We start from the raw sequence: 23,582 nt of genomic DNA, 5'->3' as shown, positions 1-23,582 counted from the left end.
GAAGCGGCAATGCCCGACTCAACCTCGACCTGCAAGAGGCGTGTGACCTCGGATGGCGGTCGGAGCCGAGGCCGGAGATGGAGGCATCGGGCGGCGGCAAGCGGGGGCTCGGTTGAGCAGCGGGCGCGTGTCGGAGTCGTGCACCTGACAGGTGACCAGCTCTGCATCAGTTCTCGATGAGGCACGGATGCCGGGGACGTCCGTCGCCGGAGCAGACTTCATGCACGACCTCGACGCCAGCGGCGGCTTCCCATGCCAAGACGTGTCCACCGTCGGCAAGCGCGCCGGCCTCGCGCCAGGTACGCGCTCGGGGCTCTGGGCGCACATGGCCGCAGCCATCGACACGCTCCAGCCCGAGTGGGTCGTCATCGAGAACGTCCGCGGGCTGCTGTCCTCACCCGCGACACGGCCACCCGCAGAAGGAGACGACCATGAACGACGCAACCCAGGCGATGCAACCCCCGGCAGCGCAACCTTTTGCGGCCTGGAATCCGACCCGTGGCATCTGGGAGACAACGCAGCTCGACCTCTACGGGCTCTCGGCGCCGTTCTCGGCGATCTGGCCGACCTGCGGCTGGATGCACGATGGATCGGCCTACCGGCTTCCCTTGTCGGCGCTCCTCACCAACGTTTCCGCATCTTCGCCCTCGCCCGGCGCACTGTTCCGCACCCCGCTGGCGACCGACTCATCGCGCGGCGGGGAGACTCTCGACCAGGTGCGAGCGAGGCGCGGGACGATCGCACTGTCGCACCAGATCATCGACTTCGCGCTCCACGGACCGGCTGGCTCACCGACCAGGAGAGCCGAATCGGAGACCCTGTGGTTCCTGATAGACGGACTCTTCAACGCTGGGGACGCTACGCCGACGCCATCACCCGCTGGGAACACATCACCGGACGCCCCGCGCCAGCGCCAGCCCTCCTGAACGACGCCGACGGCCCCCGCCCAGCACCAGCATACGTCGAATGGCTCATGGGCTTACCGAACGGATGGGTTACGGACAGCGATGACCTGACGCAGAACCAGCAGATCACCGCGCTGGGCAACGGAGTGCTACCTCTCCGGGCCGTGTCCGCACTGTCGCTGCTCGCCGCGTGAACGTGGGTTACTGCAGAGCCGCGTCCTCCGGTGCGCCCGGTGCTGTTCCCAGAGCGGCGAGTAGGCGGGTCCGGATTCGCTGCTTGCGCTGCTCGAAGAACGACGTGAAGTCGGCCAGGTCGAGAGGAAGGCCGTCGAGGTCGTTCTCGGCGAGGTAGGTGGCTCGCTTGTCCTCGCTCGGGAAGGCAGTCTCAATCCACTCCGCGGGCAGGCTGTCCTGCTTCTCGATGTTGGCGGTGCCAGCGAGCAACTGGAGGTTCGGCAGGAGATTCACGGCCGCCAGGTAGTCGTCGATGCTGTCGAGCGGGACTCCGGCGTCGAGGAGCTTCTTCTTGGTGAACCGGGACTTGGGGAAGATGTGGTCTTCGTGGAACTTCTTGCTCAGGTCCAGCCCCGGATACAGAACCGAGAGGACGGAGAACGTCCGCTGGCCGGCGTACTTGAGGTTGAGCAGTTCGTCGATCTCGGCGTTGTCGAACGTGAGGCTCTTGCCGACGGCCGCCATTGCCTCCTCGACCGCAGCGACCGGGAAGCCGTTCGTCGAGTTAGTGCGGAGGACATCGCGGATGCGGGTGAGGAGCGTGTCGAGTCCCGACCCCCAGATGCCGCGCTTGACCAGCGAGCGGGTCACCCACCGTTGAAGGGCGAGCCTGTCGGCCGCGTCCGCGGTGGAGTCGAGGTAGGAGTCACCTGCGCCCCGGAGGTGCAGGTAGTGCGCGACCGGGACGATCACGCTGTTCGCGGTGAGGTTACGTTCGTTGTACCCGAACTGCTGAAGCAAAGTCGCAGCACGCAGCAAGGCTCCCTTGATCTGCGGCCACGCGGCCTCCACCTTGGCCATGTTCCCCTGGGTGAAGTTGGTGACCTTGAACCGCACATCCACGTCCGCGATCGTCAACGCGGTCTTCAGCACCACATCCTTGGAGAACGAGAACTGTCGCCCGGCGTTGCTGTTGATCTCGGAGACCAGCGAGCGGACCTCCTCGCGCGCGTCCAGCTCTTGCCACTGGTTCGTCGCCATCGACAGCAGCAGGTCGGAGTACGAGAGCGTGGTGCCGCCGCTGTTGACGCGGACGAAGATTTCGAGCACCTTGTCGGCGTCCTGATCGGTGACCAGGAAGTAGTTCATCGGCTTGAGAACCCGCACCGCCTCGTACAGGTCGTAGAGCCGCTGGAACGCGTCAGCCGATCCAGCGATGCCGCGTTGCTCCAGCTCGCGCATGATCGCGGGGCCAGCGTTGGCGAGATCGAGGACTGCGCCGACCCGGAACCACTTGTCGGCCTCGCCGTCCGCCGGGGAGGCCTCCCGGTCGGTGAGGAACCGCAGGTCGTACTTCGTGCCGAGCTCCTCGTCGTCGGGCTCGTCGACGAGGTTGAGGTAGAGGCGCTTGACGGGGAACGCGTCCGCGCTGTTCCACCACGCGTACTTCTTCTTCTCCGCGAAGCTGCCGTACAGCGCGATGTTCAACGAGGTGAGCCGCTGCTGTCCATCGAGCACCGCCGTCGTGCCACTCCCGGAGGGAACCGTTGCCTTGTCGGCGTAGGGGTTGTCGCGCTCGTGGTAGTTGGTCAGGAACTCGTAGAACGTGTACGACTGCACAGTTTCAGGCTTGACGTCCCAGAGCAGGAACGACCCGACGGGGTACCCACGCATGAGGCTATCGACGAGCTTGGTGATCTGATCGGCACCCCACACGAACTCTCGCTGGATCGCCGGCATCAGGTACTCGCGCTTGTGGATAGCGGTCAGCATCTCCTCGATGCTGCGCGGGGTCTGGAACGACATGCGGATTCTCTCGGTCGGGCTGGCAGATGGTCAGGCGATGGCGTCGTCATCGACGGCCACGACAGTGTCGTAGAGGCCGTAGTGCCGCAGCCCCTTGTGGGACTCGATGCCGGTGTAGGACAGGGACGAGTCCTCGTAGCGCCGGAAGGCGAAGACGGCCTGGTTCATGTGGGTGGCGTTGAAGACGCCGAGGTTCACGAGCAGATGGAAGTCCTCAACGGTCAGTCCAGTGACGGTGCGGAACAGGCCCGGTTCGAGCTTGGTGATGACGTCCTGGAGGGTGTTCTCGCGGAAGTCGGTTAGATACATGAACGCCGGGATGCGGGTGGCGAACTTGACCAGCTTCTCTTGAATCTGCTTCCGCTTGGATTTGTACTCCTTCTCTTCCGCCGTGAGTTCCTTCTTCTCCGCCGGAGTGATCTCTTCGCCCTTCTCCTTCTTCGCCTTCTTCACGGCGTCGCTCTTGTTCACGACGGTCTCGAAGATGTCGTTGCCGAGCGCGCGGAAGCCTTCGATGTTCATGACGGCGTTGAGGGCGTCAGGGTTGTTCATGATCTTGCGCAGGGTGTCGTTGTCGACGTTGACGAGTATCGCGGACTCCCACTTGCGGGCCAGGAGGGTCGCGGACGTGCCCGACATGGCGATGTCGAGGATGCCGCCAGCATCGACCTGGGTCATGTTCGACCCGTCGTAGGCCAACACGGGCAGGAACTTCACGAGCTCCTCGACGGCCTGCTCCGGGTTCGGCGTCTCCGGCGAGAGACCAGCCCCGTAGTCGGCGATCTGACGCAGCGCCCGGGTGGGCGCGAAGTCGAACACGAAGCACACCGGCTTGAGGACAGCTTCGGCGCTCGGATTGTCCCCGTCGGGGTTCTTGATCGACCATGGGGACTGCACACGGAACGCGGCCTGGAAGTAGGTCTCGGGCGAGTTGAGGTTTCGCAGCATCAGGATCGAGGACCACTGCTTGACGGTGACGCCCGTGGTGAGCTTGCCGCAGGACAGGGTGATCGTCTTCGTGTCGTGGCCGTCGCCGATCGCCGCTCGCACCGGTGGGAGGGCATCCAGGCCAATGCCCGCGCCGGTGCCTGCGACGACGAGGACCTTATAGTCGTGCCAGAACACGTTCTGCTTCTCCGCGAGCAGGTTGGCCATCGCCTGGCAGGCAGCCACATTGGGTAGGAACCAGAACGAGTGCTGCAGGTAGGGCAGGAGCCGGACATCGGAGTACGGGAACGGCGGGCGGGTGCCCATTCGCATGGCGTCGACCTGCGTGGGCAGGTGAGCTCCACGGATGAGGTCGAGCCACTTCTGAACGTCGGTCTTGTGCGTAAACTCGGCGTCCGCGCCGATGCCCTTTGCCTCGAAGAACTCGTTGAGGTCGAACTCGTCGAACTCGCCCTGGTTCGCGACGGCGATGAGCTCGTCGGGCATCTGGTAGGTGAACAGGCGCATCTCCGGGAGTGCCCCGTACGGGTTCCAGTCGTTCGGGTGCGCGACCGCGTACTCAGCCTTGGCCCGCTGCTCGTCGGTATAGGTCCAGTTGAAGATTTGCTCCTCGATGAACTCACCAGTCGCCAGCGCCTTGAACGGCGTGCCCGACAGGTACAGGTAGGCGCGGGTGGTGATCGGCAGGAAGTCGTCCTCGTCGTTGCCGAGCTCGTCAAGCTCTTCATCGAAGGCGACTAGGCCGTCGTTGTACTCGGCGGCCAACTCCTTCTGCTTGACCTTCTCGTCCTCGCCCTCGAACAGCTCCTTGGCGGATTCACGCCAGGCACCGAAGTGGTACTCGTCGAAGATGACGAGGTCCCAGTTGGTGGTGTGGACCCATTCGTTCTTTGCCTTGATGAGACCGGTCTTCCGGTCGCGCCCGAGCAGGTCCTGGAACGATCCGAAGTAGACCAGCGGCCGAGTCTTGTCGGCGTCGTCCGGGCTACCCCCAGTCGCTGAGGAGAGGTACTGCCAGCCGTCGAAGTCGGCGTGAGACTCCAGGTCGGTCTGCCAGGCGTCCTCCACCGCAGGTTTGAAGGTGACCACGAGGATGCGCTTGGCGCCGAGCCGCTTAGCGAGTTGGTAGGAGGCGAAGGTCTTTCCGAAGCGCATCTTGGCGTTCCACAGGAAGCGTGGCACCGCGTGGTAATTCTCGGCCCAAATCGACTCGAAGTAGCCCTGCGCCTTCTCGACGGCGCTGACCTGCTCCGGGCGCATTGGGAAAGTCTCATGATGGGTGCCGCTAAGTTTCACGCCCGTGCGAAGCTCAGTGATCGCCGTGCGCACATCGTCCGGGGTGCAGCGCATCCACTCTCGCGCTGAGCCGAAGATCGGGTTCTCGAAGCCCTTGTCGACCAACCGTTGACGCACATCTGAGTCGCGGAAGATCGACCCATCGCCGCGTTCGGCTAGCTCATCCACGTGGAGCGTGTAGGCCTGCTGCATCTGGCCCTGCGACTCGCGGATGCGGGCGTTCACGTCCGTCTTGGTCGTCTGTCCCACCTTCAGCAGTCCCGTATATCCCGCGGGTGGATCATTCGGCGACCACGCGTATATGCGTAGACGCGCCTTCGGCCTCTCCGGGAGAAGCTCGTCGAGACTTCTACTCATCGATTCCCAACTCCATCGGACGGACTACTTTCTCGACGAACGCGATCTCCTCATCGGTCAAACGGTACTTCGCATACAAGTCAGAGTCGGTCCACTGCTTGGTCCATTCTTGAACAGGCACGAAGCCGTAGACCCTGCTCGTAACATGCTGGGAGGCCTTTCGGAGCTGAATCAACAAGCGCGTCAACCGGCAGGACAGGTACGAGAGCGCACTCTCTGCTTCCTCCTTCGAATTGAAGGGGCCGATGGCCAGGTATGTCTCCGTGGAGATACTCCCGGGTTCGCCGAGGAATGGCGTGCTGATGACGCGGTGGGGATACGAGTCCTTGTTGCCGGTACCCGGAGCCGCGTAACTGACGAAGATCTTCCACTTGTCGATCAACGCTTTGCCAGAAGCCACTTCGCTCCTCGCTATATAGCCGATGCCACCGTTCTGGTAGACCTTCACATCCTCGGGGCCGGCGACGGACTTCGCTTTGAAGAAGGTCCGCAACCCGAACGCACGGGCCGAACTTACAAGTTCGCTGAAGCTCTTCTCGGCCGGGAGGGAAACGCTCGGCTGCCCTGCGAGCTCGACCTTCATGATCTTCTTCAGGATGGAAACACCCTCATTGAAGCGTATGAAGACATCGGCGCCTTCTTCGAGTAGCGGCCGGGTGTCGGTCGAGTCATCCCATCCTTTGAAGTGGGTCGTGACCACGCACTCTCCAGGATGGTCGCGATCCCAGAGGAAGTAGTTCACGCCGCCCTTGAGGCCAACGCCCGGAAAGACATCGGCCGCACTGAGGAAGTCGTCTATCGAGCGAAGTCGTCCGTCTTTGAGCATCGACTCGCGGAAATCCTCCAATCCCTTGCCACCGGCAAACCATCTGGAGGGAATGACCATCGTGAGGAAGCGGGATCAAGCTTCTTGGCTTGCTCCACGAACAGTTGATAGATCGGCGCAGCACTGGTTCCGTGTCCGCCGTCGCTGAGCTGGTAGGGCGGGTTGCCGATGATGACGTCGAACTGCATGTTGTCTCCGAACAGCTCGGCGATCCGAGCTTCGATGTCGTCAGTATGGATGAAGGCGTAGGCGTGAGTCTCAAGGTCGTCGCCACGTGCGTAGTCGTCCTCGGCTGCCCCGCAGTAGACGCACTTGCGACTGGTGTAGAACGCGACCTCTTCGCTCGTCAGAGGATCGGCTCGAAACTCGCGTTTGCCGCCGCCCCATGTGTGCTCGGTGCGCCCGAACCAGATGTTGCCGTCCTCAGTCGTGAATGACTTGGCGATCGAGTGCGGGCCGTTGGCTAGTTTCGAGCAGTAGACGCTGCGGCGTGCCAGCAGTGCGGTGAGTTGAGTGATCCCGATGCCGAACACCTGGCGGGTGAGGATGTGATCGACGCGTTCGGCCAAGTCGGGGATCACCAAGATCAACCCGTCGGTGAGTCGACGGACGATCTCGCGGAGGAACACACCGGACTTTGTGAACGGATCGAGGAACGTGATGTCAGGATTGGCCCAGATGTTCGCACCGTCGTTGGCGTCTGCCCAGGCGGCGGCAAGCGTGTCGAGCATCTGGCTTGCGAACTCCGGCGGAGTGAAGACCTCATCGTTGGAGAGATTCGCGATGCAGGTCAAGACATCCGGGTTGTGCCCTCTGAGGGTAAAGGGTGCAAGGGTCACGCGGCGGCCTCGGCGATCTGATTGACGGTCATGGTCGGGTAGTTCTGCGCGGGAACGAACAGGTCGTCGTCGTCCAGTTCGCCGAACAGTGTGCCCTCGTACGAGGCTCGCTGGGTGAGATCGTCGTAGCGGAAGTCGCGCCTCTGGAACTTCCCTTTGCCGAGGTAGCCCCACTCAGGGAAGGTGATCGGCTGGCCACTCACCAAGGTCATGGTCAAGGCATCCCCCTGGACGATGTTCACGGCTAGGACCGCGCGCGCCGCTTGCGCCCACTGGTCATCGCTGCTGATGCCCAGAAACGTGTTGAACACCTCGGCTAGATTGTCGCGGCACTCTTCGGCGTTGTCTGCGAGGAGTTCGATGCCGTACGTGCACATCAGCGCAAACAGGGCGTAGTGGCGCTTCTCAAACTCGCTCTTGCCGTGACGGAGCTGGACGGTGACGAGCTTGCGGGCCAGGACCGGGACAAGGAAGTTTCCCGAGCCACAAGCGGGCTCAAGCACGCGAGCGTCGATCCGCTCGGACTCGTGCTTGACGAGATCAAGCATGTCCTCGACCATCCACCCCGGCGTGAACACCTCGCCGTGATCGGCAACGCGCTGCTTGGACTTCACCAACCGCTGGGCTTCACTCAGCGTCATCGGCTCCCCTTCCCGTACTCGTTGTCACGATCGTAGGAGCGACCGCTGACATTCGCGTGGGCTGCTGAGCGGTCTCGTCGTCGCTGGCCGCCGCACCCGCACGCACCCAGTCGTCGATCTCGCTGGCTTGGAACTTCCAGAGGCGTCCGACCTTGTGGGCGGGCATGGCCTTCTCGGCGATCCAGGTGTAGACAGTGTCTTTGGTGACCCCGAGGTGGGCGGCGATGTCGTCTGCGGACAGCCACGGCTCAGCCACGTTGGTCCTCCCTCGCTCAATGGCCCAGGCAGGCCAACACTCACGATGATACCGGCGGAGGTACGGCTTGAGTTGGGTTTCTCCGGGCGTGGCCGAACGAGGTGGGTGCCGAGAGTGATCGCTCCCTTCTGCCGATCAGCGTGGGACACGCGCCTTGAGCCACGCGGTCAGTGCTTCCCGCCACGGGTCGGGGTCGGTGTTCCAGCAGAGGGTGTGGTCGGCGTCGAAGGTCTCCAGCTCGACGAGGTCCGGGCGGGCGTCTCTGAGTGCTTGTGAGAGCCGGATCGGTACGGAGTCGTCTCGGGTGCCGTGGAGGATCAGGGTCGGCGTCGCGAGGTCTGCGGTTCGTGCGGTCCAGTTGAAGGAGCGGAGCGGGATGCTGCCCGGCGAGCCAACTGCGCAAGCCAGCGGGCCGACGGTGAGCCACGGGATCGCAAGGTGCCCGGCTGCTGCGGGCAGTCCACTGCGAACGCAGTTGGTCTTGATGACTTCGGTCCAGTTGAGGACTGGTGAGTCGAGTACGAGCGCGGCGATCAGTCCATCGTGTCGCGGGTGGTCGGCGAGTTGGAGGGCGATGGCGGCCCCCATTGACCAGCCAAAGAGCACGACTTGCTGCGCTCCGCGTCGAACGGCGTATCCGATGGCTTCGTCAACGTCGCTCGTCTCGGTGTGGCCGAGGGTTGTTCGGCCGGTGCCGACTCGTGGCCCTTCTGTGGTGTTGCGGTGGCTGACGACGAGGGAGGTGTAGCCGAGTTCGGTTGCGGCGAGGACGCCGCGCAGGGTGCCGGCGCGGGTGCTGCCGAGGCCGTGGATGTGTATCGCCCAGACCGAGGGGTCTCCCTCGATGCGCCAGGCCGGGCATCGTCCGGCGGGGGACGTGATGGTGATGTCACGGGCGTGGAGTCCGGCGTCGGCTGGGGTGGCGTAGTAGATGCCGCTCCAGGAGGTCCGGTCGCCGGCCTTTGGAGTGGAGCCCGATGTGAGGCCCGTGATTCTGCGGGCGACCCGGGTGGGTCCGCGACCGATGACCTCGGTGGAGAGTTGCGCCCACCCACCGTGCTCGAACCAGAGGTTGTAGATGCCGTGCGCGGTGGTCTGCTCGGTTCGGTCGAGCACGATCAGGTCGCCATTGTCGTCGTGCTCAACGCTGCGGATGGTGAGGTCGAACGTGCGTGGGCCGACGGGTGCCGTGAGTCGCCGCGCGATGGTCCACCCGAGCCCGGCAGCCGCTGCCGCCGCGATCCCGCCGCCAAGCACGATGCGGCCGATCACGCTCCACGCTCCTCAACGTTGGGAACGTGCAAGGTCGCTGCGAGGGCGCTATCGCTTCCGACGAGGTGGGTCTCGGCGCGTTCGAGTAGGTCGCGGTCGTCGGTGCTGATGTCGAAGGTGATGCGCGGGTCGATCATCGCGTCGCGGATTTCGACGATCACTCGGTGGAGGTGCCCTTCGGGGTCTTCGCGGTTGGCGGCGAGGGGGTCGGCTTGGCTCAGCCCGGGCCGTGCATGTGTCGCTCGGAGCCAGAGCGGCTCCAACTGCGCGGTGAACGAGATCGTGTGCCGACGCCGGGAGCGGTGCTGGGCGCGGCGGACGGCGGGCTGGACCGCGAACCCAGCGCAGAGGAACACGAAAGTGAGGACAGAAAGCGGATCGTAGGCGGCCTGGATGGCGTGCATGAGGTCGAGGTGGTCGGCGGCGTGGGCGATGTCGATGACGATCACGGCGAGGCAGAGCGTGACACCGAACGCCGATCCCAGGCTGAGCAGTGCGGCGGGGAGGCGCTGGATGCCGGCGCTGTGCCGATACTGCCGGGCTGCGAGGACGAGCATCGTCGCGATGACGAGTGCTCCGTAGCTGAAGTTGATGATCGAATAGACCGCTGCCGCCGGTTGCGCGCCGAGGTCGTTCATGAATCGTGTCGTGGTGGTGCCGCGGTCGATGAACAGGAACGATGCGGTGATCGCGAGCAGCGCGACGAGCAGGACGGGTGCGCTGACGGCGGCGCGGACGAGCCTGGGCCGGTACTCGCCAGACTTCATGACGCCGCGCCCGAGGAAGAAGAGCCCTGTCATCAGGAGCGCGTCCGCGATCAGTGTCGCGATGTTCGTGCCGCCGAGGAGCGGATCGACGACCGTGTAGATGTCATCGACGTTCAGCGTCATGGCGATGGCGATGGTGAGGGCGGCGTAGGTGATGCTGCGGTCGGTGCGTTTGCGGCGGAAGATGAGCAGGCTCGCCACGAGCGCCCACATGAGCGTCGCGACGAGCGTCTGGATCATCCGAAGACCTCCGAGTAGGCCGATTCGGCGAAGACCGATCCTCGGATGCCTGCGGCGAGCCGGTCGGCGAGGGACTCGGCGGCGATCTCGGTTTCGCTGTCGAGGTCTTGCCGAGTGAGCAGGCGTGCGCGGGTGTGCGGCGGGATGCTGGGCAGTAGTGCTTCCTCGACGGCGCAGTCGTCGCCGTCGCAGTGCCCGAGGATCATGTGAGCAAGTTCGTGGAGCACGAACTGCTGGCGGTGGAGTGCGGAGTCGCTGCGGGCGTGGAGCACGTAGTCTCCGGCGTCGGTGGAGAGCAATGCCGCGCAGAGGCCGTCGTGGGCGTCGAGGTCTGCGAGTTCGACGATGCGGAGCCGCCGGTGCCGTCGGTATTGGACGGTGTGGCGGAGGTTGTCGAAGGTGAAGGTGTTGCCGAGCTGAAGGCCCGCGAGAGCCGCCGATACGGTCTGTTCGATATTCACGGTTTGCCCCTTATCTGTGGGGAGCAGAGACGGGCGTCGGCTCCGTGTCGTGCGGTGCCGGTCAGTGCTCGGGCATGTGTGTCATTTCCTCATCCAGGAACTTGGTGATGGCATGAAGTGCTTTCGGCGAGATGTCGCCGAGGGTGCGGGCAGCATAGGACTTCACCTTCGCCGCGCGCATGGACCGAACCAGATCGAGCTGCGCCGAGACCTTCTCGGGAGTGGCCGCACCGTCCTCGCCGAGCAGGAACGCGGCATCCACGTCGAAGAACTCCGCGAGCCCCTCGAACACGGCGGGGTCCTGTACGTAGCGGTGGCCGTTGACCATGTACGTCCAGCGCGACCGCGACAGGTTCGTGCCTCGTTCGCGGAGGTAGTCGGCGATCTGCGAGTAGGTCGGCTCAGTGCCGGACTCGGCAACAGCGACATCCATCAGGAGCCGCAGACGCTTGGCGAGGTCTTCGGCCGCAGCCTGGCTCTCGTCTTCGGTCATGACGGTGACCCCCTTCCCTTCGCGACGGGCAAGGCATCGATGTAGTCCACCCGGAGGATGGTTGTGCATGCTCAACCGTACTCGTTGAGCATGCACAAATCAAGGCTTGCGCATGCTCAACGGTCGGTGTTAGAACAGGACTCTGGGACATTTTGAGCATGCTCAATGTCGCGTCCCGGTCTCGGCTCGGGCTGCCTCAAGGAGGTGAACGATGTCCAGCTCACGGTCCGGTCGCGGGTGTTCGCGCCTACCTGCCAGGTGTACCGCCGCGCGCAACCTTGGCGCGGCCCGCCGAAGAGGAGGCCGGAGCATGGCATCGAACGAGGACGCCCGCGCGGCGCGAGAGGCGAAGCTCGACGAGCTGCACGAGAAACTGACCGGCGCGGTCGAGTCGCTGGTCTCGGGTGACGACTGGCGGCAGGCGCTCGCCTTCGCCGCACGGTTCAGGTCGCGGTCATTCAACAACACGATGCTGATCTGGGTGCAGCACGAGGCCGCGTTCGAGGCGGGCCGCGTGCCCGAGCCCTTCCCCACTTTGGTTGCCGGGTACCGGCAGTGGCAGGGGCTCGGGCGGCAGGTGATGAAAGGGCAGACCGGGTACATGATCTTCGCGCCGGTGACGGGCCGGTTCGCGTCGTCCAATCCTGCCGATCCGAACTCCTGGCGTCGCTTGGGGCCGCGAGAGAAGCACAAGGTCAACGAGGTGGTGCGCTCGCGGATGGTCGGAGCGCGCCCGGCCTACGTGTGGGACGCCTCGCAGACCGACGGCGAACCGCTGCCGGTGCCGCCCGCTCCGACGCTGCTGGAAGGCGAAGCACCGTCAGGGTTGTGGGAGGGGCTGGCCGGGCAGATTCGCGGCGCGGGGTTTGAGGTGCTGCGGGTGCCGCACGAGGGGATGATCTCCGGCGCGAACGGCCTCACGGACTACGAGGCGCGCACGGTCGCGGTGCGAGAGAACATGGACCCTGCCGCGCAGGTCAAGACCCTCGCGCACGAGTTGGCGCATGTGCTGATGCACGATCCCGACGACGAGGAGGCGCGGCAGCATCGCGGCATCCGCGAGGTCGAAGCCGAGTCCGTCGCGCTGATGATCGGTGCCGCGCACGGCATGGACACCGCCGGGTACACGATCCCGTACGTCTCGACCTGGGCCGCCCGAGTGGACGGCCACGAGCCCGTCCAGGTGGTGCAGGCCACCGGCGAGAGGGTGCGGAAGACCGCGCTGGCGATCCTCGACCAGCTCGACACGCTCCAGGTCGGCGACGGCACCCCGCCCGGCCTCGACCGTGACACCCCCAGTCCGCGCACTTCCCGCACGGCTGCGCCTGCGGTAGAGACCGATCGTCCGCGTGCTGCGTCGGCGCTGGCGGGGCGGAGGCTGTGATGCCCGAGCCATTCGATGTCCTTGCGGCGCTCATTCGCGTGGATCGCTCACCAAACCTGGCCTTGGCTGCGCGGAGTCTCGCGGCGGCGGGGGTGCCCGTGTTCCCGTGCCTCGTGGAGGGGAAACGTCCGCTGACCCGCCGTGGGTTCCTCGACGCGAGCAACGACCCGGAACAGGTTGCCGCGTGGTGGTCGCGCACACCGAATGCGAACATCGGCATCCCGACGGGAGCGGCATCGGGCGTTGTCGTCGTGGATGTCGATGTCCACGGCCCCACGATGGCCGCGCGGCGTACCAGCGCGCCACCGACGCGGGGCTCGTCGATGGCGCGGGGCTGCTGGTGCGCACACCCACCGGTGGCGCGCGCGTGTACTTCCCGGCGACACCAGGCAGCGAGCAGCGTTCGTGGCAGGCAGCCACGGCGGGTGTCGATTTCCGGGGCGACGGCGGCTACATCATCGCTCCTCCTTCCCGGCGAATCATCGACGGCAATGTGAAGCTCTACGAGGTCGCGGACATCGCCGCGCACTCGGTCGGCACGGTGGACGCGGCCCGGCTGCGGGACTTTCTCGACCCGCGCCCCGTCGCTCCACCACGCGCCAGCAGCGGCTCGATGGAGGTGGATGCTGAGCGGTTGGCGGCGTGGGTCGCCGGGCGGGGTGAGGGCGAGCGGAACCGGGGCCTGTTCTGGGCTGCCTGTCGCCTCGCCGAGAACGGCGTCTCGCCCGCCGACGCGCTCGATGCCTTGGGTGCTGCGGCACAGTCGGCGGGTCTGGGTGATCGCGAGATCACCACGACCGTGCGCTCTGCCTACCGAGCCATTCAGCCCGCATCCGAGACCGCGTCAGACGGCCGGAGCCGGAACGCGGGTCGCTGGTTCGGTCGTTCGGCGAGCCCACCATCCGCAGCGCTGGGGAGGGCGGGGCTGTGAGGCGTGAATCGGAGGGGCGGCGCTGGGCCGCTATGACGGCGGTCGCGGGGACGGTGTTCATCGCCGCCGGGGCGTTCTGGCTGTCGTTCACGTCGTTGGCCGATCTGGCCGCTCGCTCCGGGATCGGATCGGGGCAAGCGTGGGCGTGGCCGCTGATCGTGGACGGCATCATCGTCGTCGCCACGGTCGCCGTCGTCGCCCTCGCCGGGCAGCGCTCGGCCTGGTATCCGTGGGCGCTGCTGGTCGGCGGCGCGCTCGTCTCAGTGACAGCGAACGCCATTCACGCCGTCGTCGCCGCAGACGCCGACGTGCCACGGATGCTCGCGGCCTCGGTCGCCGCGGTTCCGCCCGTCGTGCTGCTTGCGATCACGCACCTGACCGTGATCCTCACCCGGACCGCCGACCCCGGCGTGCAGCCTGTCGCCTCGCGTCCGACGGTCACTGCGGAGTCGATGCCCGCGCTGTCATCTGGCGAGGCGGAGCCGACCCGTCGGGGCGACGTTGTGGCGGATCGGCGGGCGCTGGGTTGGGAGCTTCGGGAGGCGGGCTGGTCGAACAAGCGGATCGCCCGCGAACTCGGGGTGCATCCCTCGACCGTGGGCCGCTGGTTCGCCGTCGCGCACCTCACTGACACAACCGACACCGTCGATGAGCGGGAGGAGACGACCCCATGAACACCACTGAGAACCCGCAGCGCAACGATCCCGCAAGGCCCGATCCAGCACGGCTGGTGCCCGATGAGCCGAGGGAACGCCCCGAGCACGTCGAGGCAACGAGCACGCCGGAGGCGGTGCGGGCCGCGCAGGTCGCCCGCGACGACAAGCAGCACGCCCTCGTTCCCGGCCGCGGCGTGGAGTGGGTACGCCCCACCGACCTGATCGCCCGGCACTCGGCGCACGCAGCCGGCCGTGGCCTCGACTTCCAGGCCGAGCTCGCACGCCGCACCCGCACCCCGATTGGCGCTGGTGTTCGTCGTCTCGGGGACCGTGCCCGGCGGCTGCCGCCGATCTCGGCGTTCGGGCGCAGCACCGCACCTGCGTCGCAGATGTCCCGCTCCGGGGTCTCGATGAGTTGACGGTGGTGAGAGGTCATGGCTGCGACGGCACCGGCATGCAGGACGCGCTCGTGGGAGCGAGCGCGCACCTGCCTGCCAGGAGGTGCCGACACCATGACCACACCAACCCACACCAGTACCGCTCCGACGGCCGACCAGGCTGAGGACTTCACCACCGGCGAGGGCCTGCGCGCCCTGCTCAACCGTCTCGCCGAGGGCGGCGAGGATGCCTGGGTTCACGACCCGGTGGCCCGCGACCTGATGGAGTTCGCCGCCGACAAGTACCGCGCTCTCGCGAGGAAGCACAAGCTCGACACCTGGGAAGCGGTCACGGCGGCGTTCGACGCGATGCAGTACCGCTCGACCCGCGAGGCCAACGATCCGTGGGCGATCATCACCCACGCCGTGCGGATCACCTGCGTCTACGAGGAACGCGCCCAAGGTCTGCTCTGCTCGGTGCACCAGGCCCGCCGCGCCCACGTCTCGGCGTTCCACGATCCCGAGCGGTTCTCCGAACGCGACACCGCGCTGGCCGACTACCATCCCGCGTTCCACACCACCGATCTCCGTCCCAGCGAGCTCGACCCGGAGCCGCGCGACGGACTCGGGTCGGCTCAGGCGTGCATGTCCGCCGGATCGGCGGCCGAGGACGCCATCGCGATGCTGTGCCTGCTCGACTGGCCGACCGACACCGCGCGGGCCGCTGTCGAGCACGTCTGCGGGGCGTTGATGAAGGCCGGCACCCGCCAGTCCGCCTACGAAGCTCTGCGCCGCGATCGGCACGCGCGGGCACTGCTCGACCTGCCGCGCCGCTCCTGGGCCGCGCTGCTGAAAGCGCTCCTCGGGAACCCGCACCCGGCCTATGTGGCCACCAGCAGTGGTCGCGGTGTCCTGCTCCGTCTCCTGCTCGGCGAGACCCTTGATCTGCTGCTTCGCGACGACGACCTGATCCTGGCACTGGCACTGGCCGCTCCGAGTGGTGGAGGCGGTGAGTCGTCGTGACGGAGCCACAGATCGGCAGCATCCAGCTCGACCGCACCGTCGATTCGATCCTCGTCGGCACCCGGCACCGCGCCGACCTCGGCGACATCGACGCCCTCGCGGCATCCATCGGGCGCGACGGACTGCTGCAACCTCTCACGATCACCATCGACGGCGTGCTCGTGTGCGGGGCACGACGGCTCACCGCGATCAAGAAGCTCGGCTGGCGCACCGTCAACGTCTGGGTGCGCAGCGGCCTGTCCGACCGGCTCGGGCAACTCCTCGCCGAGCAGGACGACAACATGCTCCACAAGCCCTACACCCAGCTCGAAGCCGCCGGCCTCTACCGCGAGATCAAGCAGGTCATGGCCGAAGACGCCGCCCGACGCAAGAGCGCTACCCAGTTCAGCAGCGAGAACCAGCCCGGGAACGACGGTCCCGCAAAATTTGCGGGACCGTCGAGCGCGCTCGGCGATGCGCGCGAGCAAGCGGCGGCGATGATCCCCGGCGGTGCGTCACACACGACACTGGAGAAGATCGGCTACCTCGAAGACATCACCAACAACCCCAACCAAACCGAGGCTCTACGCACCGAGGCCACCGCCGGGCTGGAACGGATCGAGGCCGGCGACCCGGTGCATCCGATCTACCAAGCGATCCGCGACGCCGACACCACCGCGCGGGAGCGGCGCGAGGCCGAGCTGCACGCCCGCGCCGAAGCCGCAGTGGCCCGCGCGAAGTCGATCAAGAAGGGCAAACGCACCCCACCGCGGCCACTGCCGCTCGTCACCGACAACGGCCAGCCTGTCCGCTACCCGCTGCGCGCGTTCATCCAGACCTGGGGTGAACTGACGAACTGGTGGACCCACTACGACGCCGACACCCTCGCAGGTGAACTGACCGACGAGCAGTTCGAGAACTTCCTCGCCATCACCGACGGCACCGTCCGGTTCGCCAATGCCCTCCGAGCCGCCCGCGAAGGCGCGACGGAGCGGCCACGACTCCGCGCGCTCTGACCACAATCCAGGTTGCCGGGTGCGCACCTGCTCGGCATGAGTCCTGCACCTGCTGATACCCGGAACCGTCGCCGCCTCGTCGCCCTCATCGCCGCCGGCATCGTCCTGCTGCTCCTCGCGGGCGTCGGCGTCTACGGACTCCTCACCGGCCCCCGCAGTAACACCAGCCCCGATCCTGACTCGGAGCCCGGCCCGGTCACGACGGCACCGCCTGCGGTGGCCCCAAGCACGCCCCGGCCACCGCAGGTGCCAACGGTTCCGCGTTCGGCCGATCCCGAGACCTTCGCCCGGGGCGTCGCGTCCACGCTGTTCGCGTGGGACACGGCTTCGGGGCTGTGGCCGCTGGACTACACCTCGGCGATCCTCGCGGTCGGTGATCCCAGCGGGGACGAGCAAGCCGGGCTGGCCTCCGACGTGGCGACGTACCTGCCGACCCGGGACGCCTGGATCGAGCTGCGGCAGTACGCCACCCGCCAGCACCTCACCATCGACACCGCATACGTCCCCGACGCCTGGGCCGACGCCGTCGCGCAAGCCCAGCCCGGGCAGCTCGCGCCGGGAACGACGGCTATCACGATCGACGGCACTCGCCACCGTGCCGGGGTCTGGAACGGGCAGCCGGTCACCAGCGAGCATCCGGTCGCGTTCACCGTATTCGTCGTCTGCGCCCCGACCTACCCGACCTGCCACCTGCTGCGGCTGTCCCAGCTCGACAACCCGCTGCGCTGAAGGGGTTGGCGTCGTGTTCCGCAAAGCCGCCATCGCAGCCCTGGCGCTGCTGTTCTTCGCACCCGCCGCAGCACTCCTCGGGATCGGGGTGCTGATGAACCCCGCCGCGGCCTACTGCGCCACCCCTGCCGGGACGGTGAACTTCGGCCCGATCCCGGACTCGCTCACCGTCACCACCGCGAACGGCGAGACCTTCACGCTCAATCGTCAGCAGCTCACGCACGCGGCAACGATCATCGCCGTCGGCAACGGCATCACCGACGTGGGCAGGCCGGGAATCAAGATCGCGCTGATGGCGGCGCTCACCGAGTCCACGCTGCGCATGCTCACCAACACCGGTACCTACCCGGAATCTGCGAACTACCCGAACGACGGCAATGGCGGCGACCACGACTCCCTCGGCCTGTTCCAGATGCGCCCCCAATCGGGATGGGGCACCGTCGCAGAGTTGATGGACCCCGCCTACCAGGCGCGAGCGTTCTTCGGCGGGCCGACCGGACCGAACTACCCCTCACCACGCGGCCTACTCGACATCCCCGGCTGGCAACAGATGGACCCCGGCGAAGCCGCCCAAGCCGTCGAAGTCTCCGCCTACCCCGACCGCTACCGCAACTACGAGCCCGTCGCCGACAGCATCCTCGCCGCCCTCACCAGCGGAGGCAGCGCTCCGGTTGGCGTGGGTGGCCCGGCAGTCTCGTCGTCGCGGGTGGTGTTCCCGCTACCCGAGGGCACCTGGGTGCTGACCTCGCCGTTCGGGATGCGGGTGCACCAGATCACGGGCGAACGGAAGATGCACACCGGCACCGACTTCGCCGCACCCGACGGCACCCCGATCCTCGCCGCCGCGGACGGCACTGTCACCGTCGCGGAGTTCTCCGGCGGGTACGGCGGCCTCATCGTCATCGAGCACACCATCGACGGCAAGACCGTCGCGACCGCGTACGTGCACATGTGGCAGAGCGGCATCCACGTCCGTCCCGGAGACCGCGTGCGCGCCGGGCAGCACATCGGCGATGTCGGCTCCTCGGGCATGAGCACCGGCGCACATCTGCACTTCGAGGTCCGGCCCGGCGGCGCGAACGGCGAGGCCATCGACGCCGCAGCCTGGCTCAACCAGCACCGGGCCGCGAACCTGCCGACGGCGACCAGCGGATCACCCGACTCCTGCAACAACGCCACCGCTGGCACGCCGACCGGCGTCGATGGAGACCCCGACCGGCTCGTCGACGACCCCACCAACTCGGGCAAGATCACCGCCCGCATGCTCCACCTCTACCAGCAGACCCTGACCGCGTTCCCCGACACCGGCTGGGGCTGCTACTCACCCCGCCCCGGCACCAAGTCCGAGCATCCCCTCGGCAGAGCGTGCGACATCACCTTCGGCAACCGCATCGGCCAGCGACCCACCCCGGCACAGCTCGACGCCTGCTGGAAGGTCACCAACTGGATGAAGGACAACGCCGACGTCCTCGGCGTCGAATACCTGATCTGGCAAGGCCAAATCTGGTCAGTCGCCCGCGACAGCGAAGGCTGGCGACCCTACAACGGCGGAGGCATGCACGACCCCGCCTCCATCACCGGAGGCCACTACGACCACCTCCACGTCACCGTCAAGGCAGGGTGATCGACGATGGGTGTCTTCCCCGACTTCGACGGGCTCGGCGGCATCGGCGACCTCCGCGCCGTGGTCGGCGCGCTCCTGACCTTCGTCCTCATCGTCGCCGTCCTCATGCTGATCGTCTCCGCGATCGTGTGGGCCATCGCGACAGCCCACGGCAACTACGCCACAGCCAGCAAGGGCCGCATCGGAGTGCTCGTCGCGGTCGGCGCCGCCGTCCTCGCCGGAGGCGGCGTGGCCTGGATGAACTGGCTACTCACAGTCGGTTCAAGATTGTAGCTGCGGCGTCGCGGTCATCGGTCCGATTCCTGCGCGTCGGCGCTCGCTGTCTCGCACTGGTCGAGCAGGCGCGCGAGGTAACTGTATGCCGCGAGGCGCTCCATCGCTTCCTGCTCGGACAGTTCGGTGCGCGTCACGTTGCGGACCGTGAGGTTCAGACCAGTGGCCAGCGCGTTGAGGGCCTTAGCGAGCGGTTCAAGACCACTGCGCATGCTCTTCACCGTCTTGTCATCCGACGCTCCCGGCCAGGTGAGCTTCGGCTTGCCCGGTTCAGGAGCGCCCGGCGATAACGTCTGCTGCCAAAAGACCGTGTCATCGACATCGTTCCGGCCGAGACGTTCCTTCCAGTGGACCGTGAGGCCTTCGGTCGCTTCACGAACTGCAACTCGGTACTGATGCGTCGTCCAATGGGCGGAAGCACCAGCCCAGACCACGGGGTGAAACTGTGCGGGAGCGAAGGTCGGAAGGTCAGAGTCCGTACGTGACTCGGCGTCGACGATCATCGCGTCGAGCCTGCCCTTGACGTTGGCGGTCGTAGTCCGAATATTCCGAGGCGCGATGGGGGCCTTGGGCGCAGACATAAATGACCAGTTGGAGATCGGGTCGATCGCTCCGAGACCAGCGATCCCAATGTAGGCGCCGGTCACTGACACAGCGCTCGCCGCCAGGCCAGCAGCCTCCGCGACACCGAGTTCGAGCCGTTGAACCTCGCTCTGATCCTGGCCTTCCTTTGTCCACACAGTAGGAAAGAGTCCGCGCGCCGACATGTGATCCGACTCAACCTGAGTGCTCATCCAGGCGTCGAACGCTTCCTCGAACTTCTCGACAGCGGCACGCAATCGCTGGAGGTAATCCACCCCGTACTGACTCATGTTCCTTGCACCTCTCGTCCGGCGGTCCCGTGCGGGCGAGCGACGCACAGATACTCCAAGGCTACGGGCGGCCACCGACGGGGACGGCGACGAGCGCGCACCTGTGGCGTGTACCCCGTCTGCGAGTCCGTTGGCGGGCCGCCCGTCGCCAAGGAGACCTACCGTGTTCGATCTGCTCGCCAACGTCATGTCCGCGCCGCTGCTGGTGCCGATGGACATCAACATCGACCCCAACACCAACGGCCTGCCGGGGATCAACCAGCTGCGCACCATCGTCGGCGCGGTGATGACCATCGGCCTGATCCTGTCGGTGCTCGCCTTGATCGTGTCCGCGATCGTGTGGGGCTTCGGCGCGAACTCGTCCAACCCGCACCTCGCCTCGCGCGGGAAGATCGGCGTCCTCGTCTCCTGCGGCGCTGCGGTGATCTGCGGCGCGAGCGTGACGCTCATCAACTTCTTCTGGAACGTCGGCCAGTCCGTCTGACCCGCCTGTCGTCGAGAGCTGGTGTTCGTGATGGGCGTGTGCAACGTTCCCGTGATCTCCTCGGTCTGCGATGCCGTCGGCGAAGGAGCCGCGTCTCTGGTCGCGGCCCCATTCGACTGGCTCGCCCAGGCGATGGGTGCCGCTGCCGGGTGGCTGTTCGAGGCGGTCTGGTCGGTCTTCGACACCACGACTCTGGTAGATGTCACCAAGCCCGGCTACATCGCCGTCTACAACCTGCTGTTCGGCATCGCGGTCTTCGTGATGCTGATCTTCTTCTGCCTCCAACTCATCACCGGCCTGATCCGACGCGACCCCACCGCCCTCACCCGAGCCGCGCTTGGCCTGGCGAAGTCCGTCCTCGGATCGTTCGTGGTCGTCACGCTCACGGCACTGCTGCTGGAAGTCGTCGATCAGTTGTGCATCGGGATCGTGCAGGCCGCCGGGGAAACCACTGAGTCGATGGGCGACAAGATCACCCTCCTCGCCGCAGGGCTGGTCGGGATCAACATCGCCGCTCCCGGCGTGGGCGCGATCATCACGATCTTCATGGCCGGCCTCGCTATCACCGCCGCCGCGATCGTGTGGCTGTCCCTCCTCGTCAGGAAAGCGCTCCTGCTGGTCGCGGTTGTGTTCGCGCCGCTCGCCTTCTCCGGTGCCTCCTGGGATGCCTCGCGAGGCTGGATCGGGAAGTGGGCGATGTTTGTCGTCGCGCTGATCTGCTCCAAGCTCGTGCTCGTCGTGATGTTCCTCGTCGCGATCACCCAGGTCTCCGCACCGATCGACGCCGACCTCGCCTCGATAAGCGACCCCATCGCGGGGATCGTGCTGATGGCGATGGCCGCGTTCGCCCCATATCTCACCTACAAGTTCATCGCGTTCGTCGGGTTCGACATGTACCACGCGATCGGCTCCGAGCAGGACGCCAAGAGCGCCCTCAACCGCCCGATCCCCGTCCCGGCCAAGCCACAAGGTGGCGGCGACCCGAAGAAGGTGCTCGACGGAACCAGCAGCAGCAGGAACGCGGGCGGAGGCTCCGGCGGAGGAAGTAGCGCACCGCCACCGCCGAAGGCCCCGGCACCCGCCGCGAGTGGCGGAGGGGCCGCCGGCGGAGGAGCTGCGGCAAGCGGAGGCAGTGCCGCGGCCGCCGGTCCCGTCGCGGCCGGCGTCGTGGTTGGGGCGAGTGTCGCCAAGGGCGCCGCGACCGCCGGGCCGAAGGCTGGAACCGCGTTGGGAGCCCAGGGCGAGCACGCCGCCGATGCGGCAGCGCAAACACCGCCACCGCCCGCCGCATCGCCTGCGGCACCGCCGTCGAGCCCGGCACCACGACCGCCGAGCACCGACACGTCACCGCCGCCTAAGCAGCCACCACCGCCCGCGCCACGCCAACCGAAGGAGTAGACGATGAGCAGCACGAACCACGACCGGCCCACCGCGGGCGAACTCGTGCCGGTGAAGTTCTCCCGACTCACCCGCCGCGGTGTCCTCCTCGGCCTGTCGCTGCCCCAGCTCATCACGCTCGCCATCGGCGGAGCCACGCTCATCGGCGCGTTCTACGCAGGCGGCGGGATGCTGCTCGCCTACACCGCCCCCGTCTGGGTACTCGCCGCCGCGCTGACCTGGATACCGATCGCGGGCAGGCCCATCGTGGAGTGGCTGCCCATCGCCTGCTGGTGGCTGTGGCGCGCCACCGGCGGGCAACTGCTGTACCGGCGCAGGATCGTCGTCCCGCGTCCCGTCGGCACCCTCGCGCTGCCCGGCGACATGGCGCGACTGCGTGAATACACCGACCCCGACACCGGAGCCGGGATGATCCACGACCCCCACGCGGCCACGTTGACCGTGGTGTGCGAGGTCACCCATCCCGCGTTCGTGCTCCTCGATCCCGGCGAGCAGGAACGCCGCGTCGGCTCCTGGGGCCGCGTGCTCGCAACCGTCTGCCGCTCCGGGCGGATCGCCACGCTTCAGGTCTTGGAGCGCACGCTGCCGGACTCTGGCACCGGACTGGCCGAATGGTGGGCCACCCACGGCACCCCGGACGGATCATGGGCGGCCGACACCTACGCCGAACTCATCGACCGCGCTGGACCCGCCGGCGAACGCCACGCGACCACGCTCTCTTTGTCACTCGACATGAGGACCAGTGCCCGGCAGATCAGGACTGCGGGAGGCGGGATTCGTGGTGCTGCCGCCGTGCTGCGGCAGGAGATGAACACCCTCGTTACCGCGCTCCGCTCTGCCGATCTGTCGCCGTCGGGCTGGCTGACGCCGGGGCAGATCGCGGTGATGCTGCGCTCCGCCTATGACCCCGCGATCGCTGCCACCCTCGAACGCCACGGCAGGCTCGGCCAGCCCCTCGCGACCGCAGGGCCGGTTGCAGTCACTGAGACCTGGGGCAGGCTGCGCACCGACTCCGCTCACCATGCGGTGCTCTGGGTCAGCGAGTGGCCGCGATCACTGGTGTATCCGGGGTTCCTGTCGCCGGTGTTGCTGTCCACCGGCATCCAACGTTCGTTCTCGTTGATCTTCACGCCGATGCGCTCCGATGCCGCTGCTCGCGACATCCGTAAGAAGAAGGTCGAGCACATCTCCGACCAGGCACAGCGGGCGAAGATCGGCCAGATCGAGGACGCCTCCCAGACCGCCGAGTACCACGACGTGCTCCAGCAAGAAGCCGACCTCACCGCAGGCCACGGCATCCTCCGCTACACGGGCCTCATCGCCGTCTCCGCACCCACCATCGAGGAACTCGACGCCACCGTCGCAGCGATCGAGCAGGCAGCGATCCAAGCCTCCTGCGAAACCCGACTCCTCGTCGGCCAGCAAGCCGCCGCGTTCACCGCCGCCGCGCTGCCGCTATGTCGGCGTGTCTAGGGCGTGTCTCCCAATCGCGGGGGGGGTGACCCGCGATTCTGGCCGGCAAACTGTTCAGCGAACCCACGATCGAGAAGTTGGA

The 23,582-nt window shown here is 66.8% G+C and carries 25 protein-coding genes and 2 pseudogenes; 16 read left to right on the top strand and 11 right to left on the bottom strand.

Going from position 1 to position 23,582, the window contains the following annotated elements:
- Positions 1-187 precede the first annotated feature (187 nt).
- From IEX05_RS15265 to IEX05_RS15430, 3 genes and pseudogenes are all read left to right on the top strand, one after another.
- A pseudogene (locus IEX05_RS15265) lies at positions 188-388 on the top strand (DNA cytosine methyltransferase); the annotation flags it as partial.
- 43 nt (positions 389-431) lie between these two features.
- A complete protein-coding gene (locus tag IEX05_RS15260; protein WP_229661189.1) occupies positions 432-926 on the top strand; it encodes a hypothetical protein in 495 nt (164 codons plus the stop codon).
- A gap of 47 nt (positions 927-973) precedes the next feature.
- On the top strand, positions 974-1,099 hold the full coding sequence (locus tag IEX05_RS15430; protein ID WP_268237870.1) for a hypothetical protein: 126 nt from the start codon (positions 974-976) through the stop codon (positions 1,097-1,099).
- A 7-nt stretch (positions 1,100-1,106) separates the two neighbouring features.
- Here the strand turns inward: IEX05_RS15430 and IEX05_RS06360 are convergent, their stop codons facing one another.
- The 10 genes and pseudogenes from IEX05_RS06360 to IEX05_RS06320 all read right to left on the bottom strand — a co-directional run bounded on the left by IEX05_RS06360 (position 1,107) and on the right by IEX05_RS06320 (position 11,281).
- Complete coding sequence (locus IEX05_RS06360) at positions 1,107-2,885, bottom strand: DUF262 domain-containing protein (protein WP_054682948.1); 1,779 nt, start codon at positions 2,883-2,885, stop codon at positions 1,107-1,109.
- 30 nt (positions 2,886-2,915) lie between these two features.
- Complete coding sequence (locus IEX05_RS06355) at positions 2,916-5,378, bottom strand: DEAD/DEAH box helicase family protein (protein WP_229661168.1); 2,463 nt, start codon at positions 5,376-5,378, stop codon at positions 2,916-2,918.
- 100 nt (positions 5,379-5,478) lie between these two features.
- A complete protein-coding gene (locus tag IEX05_RS15255) occupies positions 5,479-6,312 on the bottom strand; it encodes a class I SAM-dependent methyltransferase (protein ID WP_373286294.1) in 834 nt (277 codons plus the stop codon).
- A pseudogene (locus IEX05_RS15515) lies at positions 6,313-7,043 on the bottom strand (Eco57I restriction-modification methylase domain-containing protein); the annotation flags it as partial.
- Between the two features lie 104 nt (positions 7,044-7,147).
- Positions 7,148-7,792, bottom strand: coding sequence for an N-6 DNA methylase (locus tag IEX05_RS06345; RefSeq protein ID WP_188700539.1), 645 nt, complete (start codon positions 7,790-7,792; stop codon positions 7,148-7,150).
- Complete coding sequence (locus IEX05_RS15250; RefSeq protein ID WP_082406205.1) at positions 7,779-8,048, bottom strand: helix-turn-helix domain-containing protein; 270 nt, start codon at positions 8,046-8,048, stop codon at positions 7,779-7,781. Before IEX05_RS15250 ends, IEX05_RS06345 begins: the two co-directional genes overlap by 14 nt.
- 135 nt (positions 8,049-8,183) lie before the next feature.
- Positions 8,184-9,320: an alpha/beta hydrolase gene (locus tag IEX05_RS06335; RefSeq protein ID WP_188700538.1), complete on the bottom strand. Its 1,137-nt coding sequence runs from the start codon at positions 9,318-9,320 to the stop codon at positions 8,184-8,186.
- On the bottom strand, positions 9,317-10,327 hold the full coding sequence (locus tag IEX05_RS06330; RefSeq protein ID WP_188700537.1) for an MAB_1171c family putative transporter: 1,011 nt from the start codon (positions 10,325-10,327) through the stop codon (positions 9,317-9,319). The genes IEX05_RS06335 and IEX05_RS06330 overlap by 4 nt, the downstream gene beginning before the upstream one ends.
- Positions 10,324-10,788, bottom strand: a complete 465-nt coding sequence (locus IEX05_RS06325; protein WP_188700536.1) for a hypothetical protein — start codon at positions 10,786-10,788, stop codon at positions 10,324-10,326. Before IEX05_RS06325 ends, IEX05_RS06330 begins: the two co-directional genes overlap by 4 nt.
- Before the next feature lie 61 nt (positions 10,789-10,849).
- Complete coding sequence (locus IEX05_RS06320) at positions 10,850-11,281, bottom strand: hypothetical protein (protein WP_054683018.1); 432 nt, start codon at positions 11,279-11,281, stop codon at positions 10,850-10,852.
- Positions 11,282-11,591: 310 nt separating this feature from the next.
- Here IEX05_RS06320 and IEX05_RS06315 point away from each other — a divergent pair, with 310 nt between their 5' ends.
- From IEX05_RS06315 to IEX05_RS06275, 10 genes are all read left to right on the top strand, one after another.
- The gene (locus IEX05_RS06315; protein ID WP_054683020.1) at positions 11,592-12,665 is read left to right on the top strand and encodes an ArdC-like ssDNA-binding domain-containing protein; all 1,074 of its coding nucleotides are present in this window, start codon (positions 11,592-11,594) and stop codon (positions 12,663-12,665) included.
- Positions 12,665-13,162, top strand: a complete 498-nt coding sequence (locus IEX05_RS15510) for a bifunctional DNA primase/polymerase (protein WP_373286287.1) — start codon at positions 12,665-12,667, stop codon at positions 13,160-13,162. The genes IEX05_RS06315 and IEX05_RS15510 overlap by 1 nt, the downstream gene beginning before the upstream one ends.
- Positions 13,120-13,596 carry a primase C-terminal domain-containing protein gene (locus IEX05_RS15505; RefSeq protein ID WP_373286291.1) on the top strand — a complete coding sequence of 159 codons (477 nt, stop codon included), beginning with the start codon at positions 13,120-13,122 and terminating at the stop codon, positions 13,594-13,596. The genes IEX05_RS15510 and IEX05_RS15505 overlap by 43 nt, the downstream gene beginning before the upstream one ends.
- 32 nt (positions 13,597-13,628) lie before the next feature.
- A complete protein-coding gene (locus tag IEX05_RS06305) occupies positions 13,629-14,270 on the top strand; it encodes a DUF2637 domain-containing protein (protein ID WP_054683024.1) in 642 nt (213 codons plus the stop codon).
- Positions 14,267-14,671, top strand: a complete 405-nt coding sequence (locus IEX05_RS06300; protein ID WP_054683026.1) for a hypothetical protein — start codon at positions 14,267-14,269, stop codon at positions 14,669-14,671. The genes IEX05_RS06305 and IEX05_RS06300 overlap by 4 nt, the downstream gene beginning before the upstream one ends.
- A 93-nt stretch (positions 14,672-14,764) precedes the next feature.
- Positions 14,765-15,652 (top strand): hypothetical protein, encoded by an 888-nt coding sequence (locus IEX05_RS06295; protein ID WP_188700535.1) that lies wholly within the window; start codon positions 14,765-14,767, stop codon positions 15,650-15,652.
- Positions 15,649-16,647, top strand: coding sequence for a ParB N-terminal domain-containing protein (locus tag IEX05_RS06290; RefSeq protein WP_188700534.1), 999 nt, complete (start codon positions 15,649-15,651; stop codon positions 16,645-16,647). Before IEX05_RS06295 ends, IEX05_RS06290 begins: the two co-directional genes overlap by 4 nt.
- Positions 16,648-16,683: 36 nt before the next feature.
- On the top strand, positions 16,684-17,376 hold the full coding sequence (locus IEX05_RS06285) for a hypothetical protein (protein ID WP_188700533.1): 693 nt from the start codon (positions 16,684-16,686) through the stop codon (positions 17,374-17,376).
- A gap of 13 nt (positions 17,377-17,389) precedes the next feature.
- On the top strand, positions 17,390-19,000 hold the full coding sequence (locus IEX05_RS06280; RefSeq protein ID WP_188700532.1) for a M23 family metallopeptidase: 1,611 nt from the start codon (positions 17,390-17,392) through the stop codon (positions 18,998-19,000).
- A gap of 6 nt (positions 19,001-19,006) precedes the next feature.
- Complete coding sequence (locus IEX05_RS06275; RefSeq protein WP_188700531.1) at positions 19,007-19,273, top strand: DUF6112 family protein; 267 nt, start codon at positions 19,007-19,009, stop codon at positions 19,271-19,273.
- 14 nt (positions 19,274-19,287) lie between these two features.
- Here IEX05_RS06275 and IEX05_RS06270 read toward each other — a convergent pair whose 3' ends face one another.
- A complete protein-coding gene (locus IEX05_RS06270; protein ID WP_188700530.1) occupies positions 19,288-20,145 on the bottom strand; it encodes a TIGR02391 family protein in 858 nt (285 codons plus the stop codon).
- 187 nt (positions 20,146-20,332) lie between these two features.
- Between IEX05_RS06270 and IEX05_RS06265 the strand changes: the two genes are divergently transcribed.
- Genes IEX05_RS06265 through IEX05_RS06255 form a run of 3 tightly spaced genes read left to right on the top strand, consistent with a single transcriptional unit; the run spans position 20,333 to position 23,500 of the window.
- On the top strand, positions 20,333-20,629 hold the full coding sequence (locus IEX05_RS06265; RefSeq protein ID WP_227007205.1) for a DUF6112 family protein: 297 nt from the start codon (positions 20,333-20,335) through the stop codon (positions 20,627-20,629).
- Positions 20,630-20,659: 30 nt separating this feature from the next.
- Positions 20,660-22,027, top strand: a complete 1,368-nt coding sequence (locus IEX05_RS06260) for a conjugal transfer protein TrbL (RefSeq protein ID WP_188700529.1) — start codon at positions 20,660-20,662, stop codon at positions 22,025-22,027.
- A gap of 3 nt (positions 22,028-22,030) precedes the next feature.
- Positions 22,031-23,500: a PrgI family protein gene (locus IEX05_RS06255; protein WP_188700528.1), complete on the top strand. Its 1,470-nt coding sequence runs from the start codon at positions 22,031-22,033 to the stop codon at positions 23,498-23,500.
- Positions 23,501-23,582: the final 82 nt, after the last annotated feature.

This window comes from Microbacterium nanhaiense (assembly GCF_014646015.1).
Taxonomy (GTDB): Bacteria; Actinomycetota; Actinomycetes; order Actinomycetales; family Microbacteriaceae; genus Microbacterium; species Microbacterium nanhaiense.
This window is presented reverse-complemented; position numbering and strand designations above follow the sequence as displayed.

Coding starts and splice junctions, on each gene's coding strand:
- IEX05_RS15260 (WP_229661189.1), top strand. CDS start 432: ATGAACGACGCAACCCAGGCGATGCAACCCCCGGCAGCGCAACCTTTT.
- IEX05_RS15430 (WP_268237870.1), top strand. CDS start 974: ATGGGCTTACCGAACGGATGGGTTACGGACAGCGATGACCTGACGCAG.
- IEX05_RS06360 (WP_054682948.1), bottom strand. CDS start 2,885: ATGTCGTTCCAGACCCCGCGCAGCATCGAGGAGATGCTGACCGCTATC.
- IEX05_RS15255 (WP_373286294.1), bottom strand. CDS start 6,312: ATGCTCAAAGACGGACGACTTCGCTCGATAGACGACTTCCTCAGTGCG.
- IEX05_RS06345 (WP_188700539.1), bottom strand. CDS start 7,792: ATGACGCTGAGTGAAGCCCAGCGGTTGGTGAAGTCCAAGCAGCGCGTT.
- IEX05_RS06330 (WP_188700537.1), bottom strand. CDS start 10,327: ATGATCCAGACGCTCGTCGCGACGCTCATGTGGGCGCTCGTGGCGAGC.
- IEX05_RS06320 (WP_054683018.1), bottom strand. CDS start 11,281: ATGACCGAAGACGAGAGCCAGGCTGCGGCCGAAGACCTCGCCAAGCGT.
- IEX05_RS06315 (WP_054683020.1), top strand. CDS start 11,592: ATGGCATCGAACGAGGACGCCCGCGCGGCGCGAGAGGCGAAGCTCGAC.
- IEX05_RS15510 (WP_373286287.1), top strand. CDS start 12,665: ATGCCCGAGCCATTCGATGTCCTTGCGGCGCTCATTCGCGTGGATCGC.
- IEX05_RS06305 (WP_054683024.1), top strand. CDS start 13,629: ATGACGGCGGTCGCGGGGACGGTGTTCATCGCCGCCGGGGCGTTCTGG.
- IEX05_RS06300 (WP_054683026.1), top strand. CDS start 14,267: ATGAACACCACTGAGAACCCGCAGCGCAACGATCCCGCAAGGCCCGAT.
- IEX05_RS06295 (WP_188700535.1), top strand. CDS start 14,765: ATGACCACACCAACCCACACCAGTACCGCTCCGACGGCCGACCAGGCT.
- IEX05_RS06285 (WP_188700533.1), top strand. CDS start 16,684: ATGAGTCCTGCACCTGCTGATACCCGGAACCGTCGCCGCCTCGTCGCC.
- IEX05_RS06275 (WP_188700531.1), top strand. CDS start 19,007: ATGGGTGTCTTCCCCGACTTCGACGGGCTCGGCGGCATCGGCGACCTC.
- IEX05_RS06270 (WP_188700530.1), bottom strand. CDS start 20,145: ATGAGTCAGTACGGGGTGGATTACCTCCAGCGATTGCGTGCCGCTGTC.
- IEX05_RS06265 (WP_227007205.1), top strand. CDS start 20,333: ATGTCCGCGCCGCTGCTGGTGCCGATGGACATCAACATCGACCCCAAC.
- IEX05_RS06260 (WP_188700529.1), top strand. CDS start 20,660: ATGGGCGTGTGCAACGTTCCCGTGATCTCCTCGGTCTGCGATGCCGTC.
- IEX05_RS06255 (WP_188700528.1), top strand. CDS start 22,031: ATGAGCAGCACGAACCACGACCGGCCCACCGCGGGCGAACTCGTGCCG.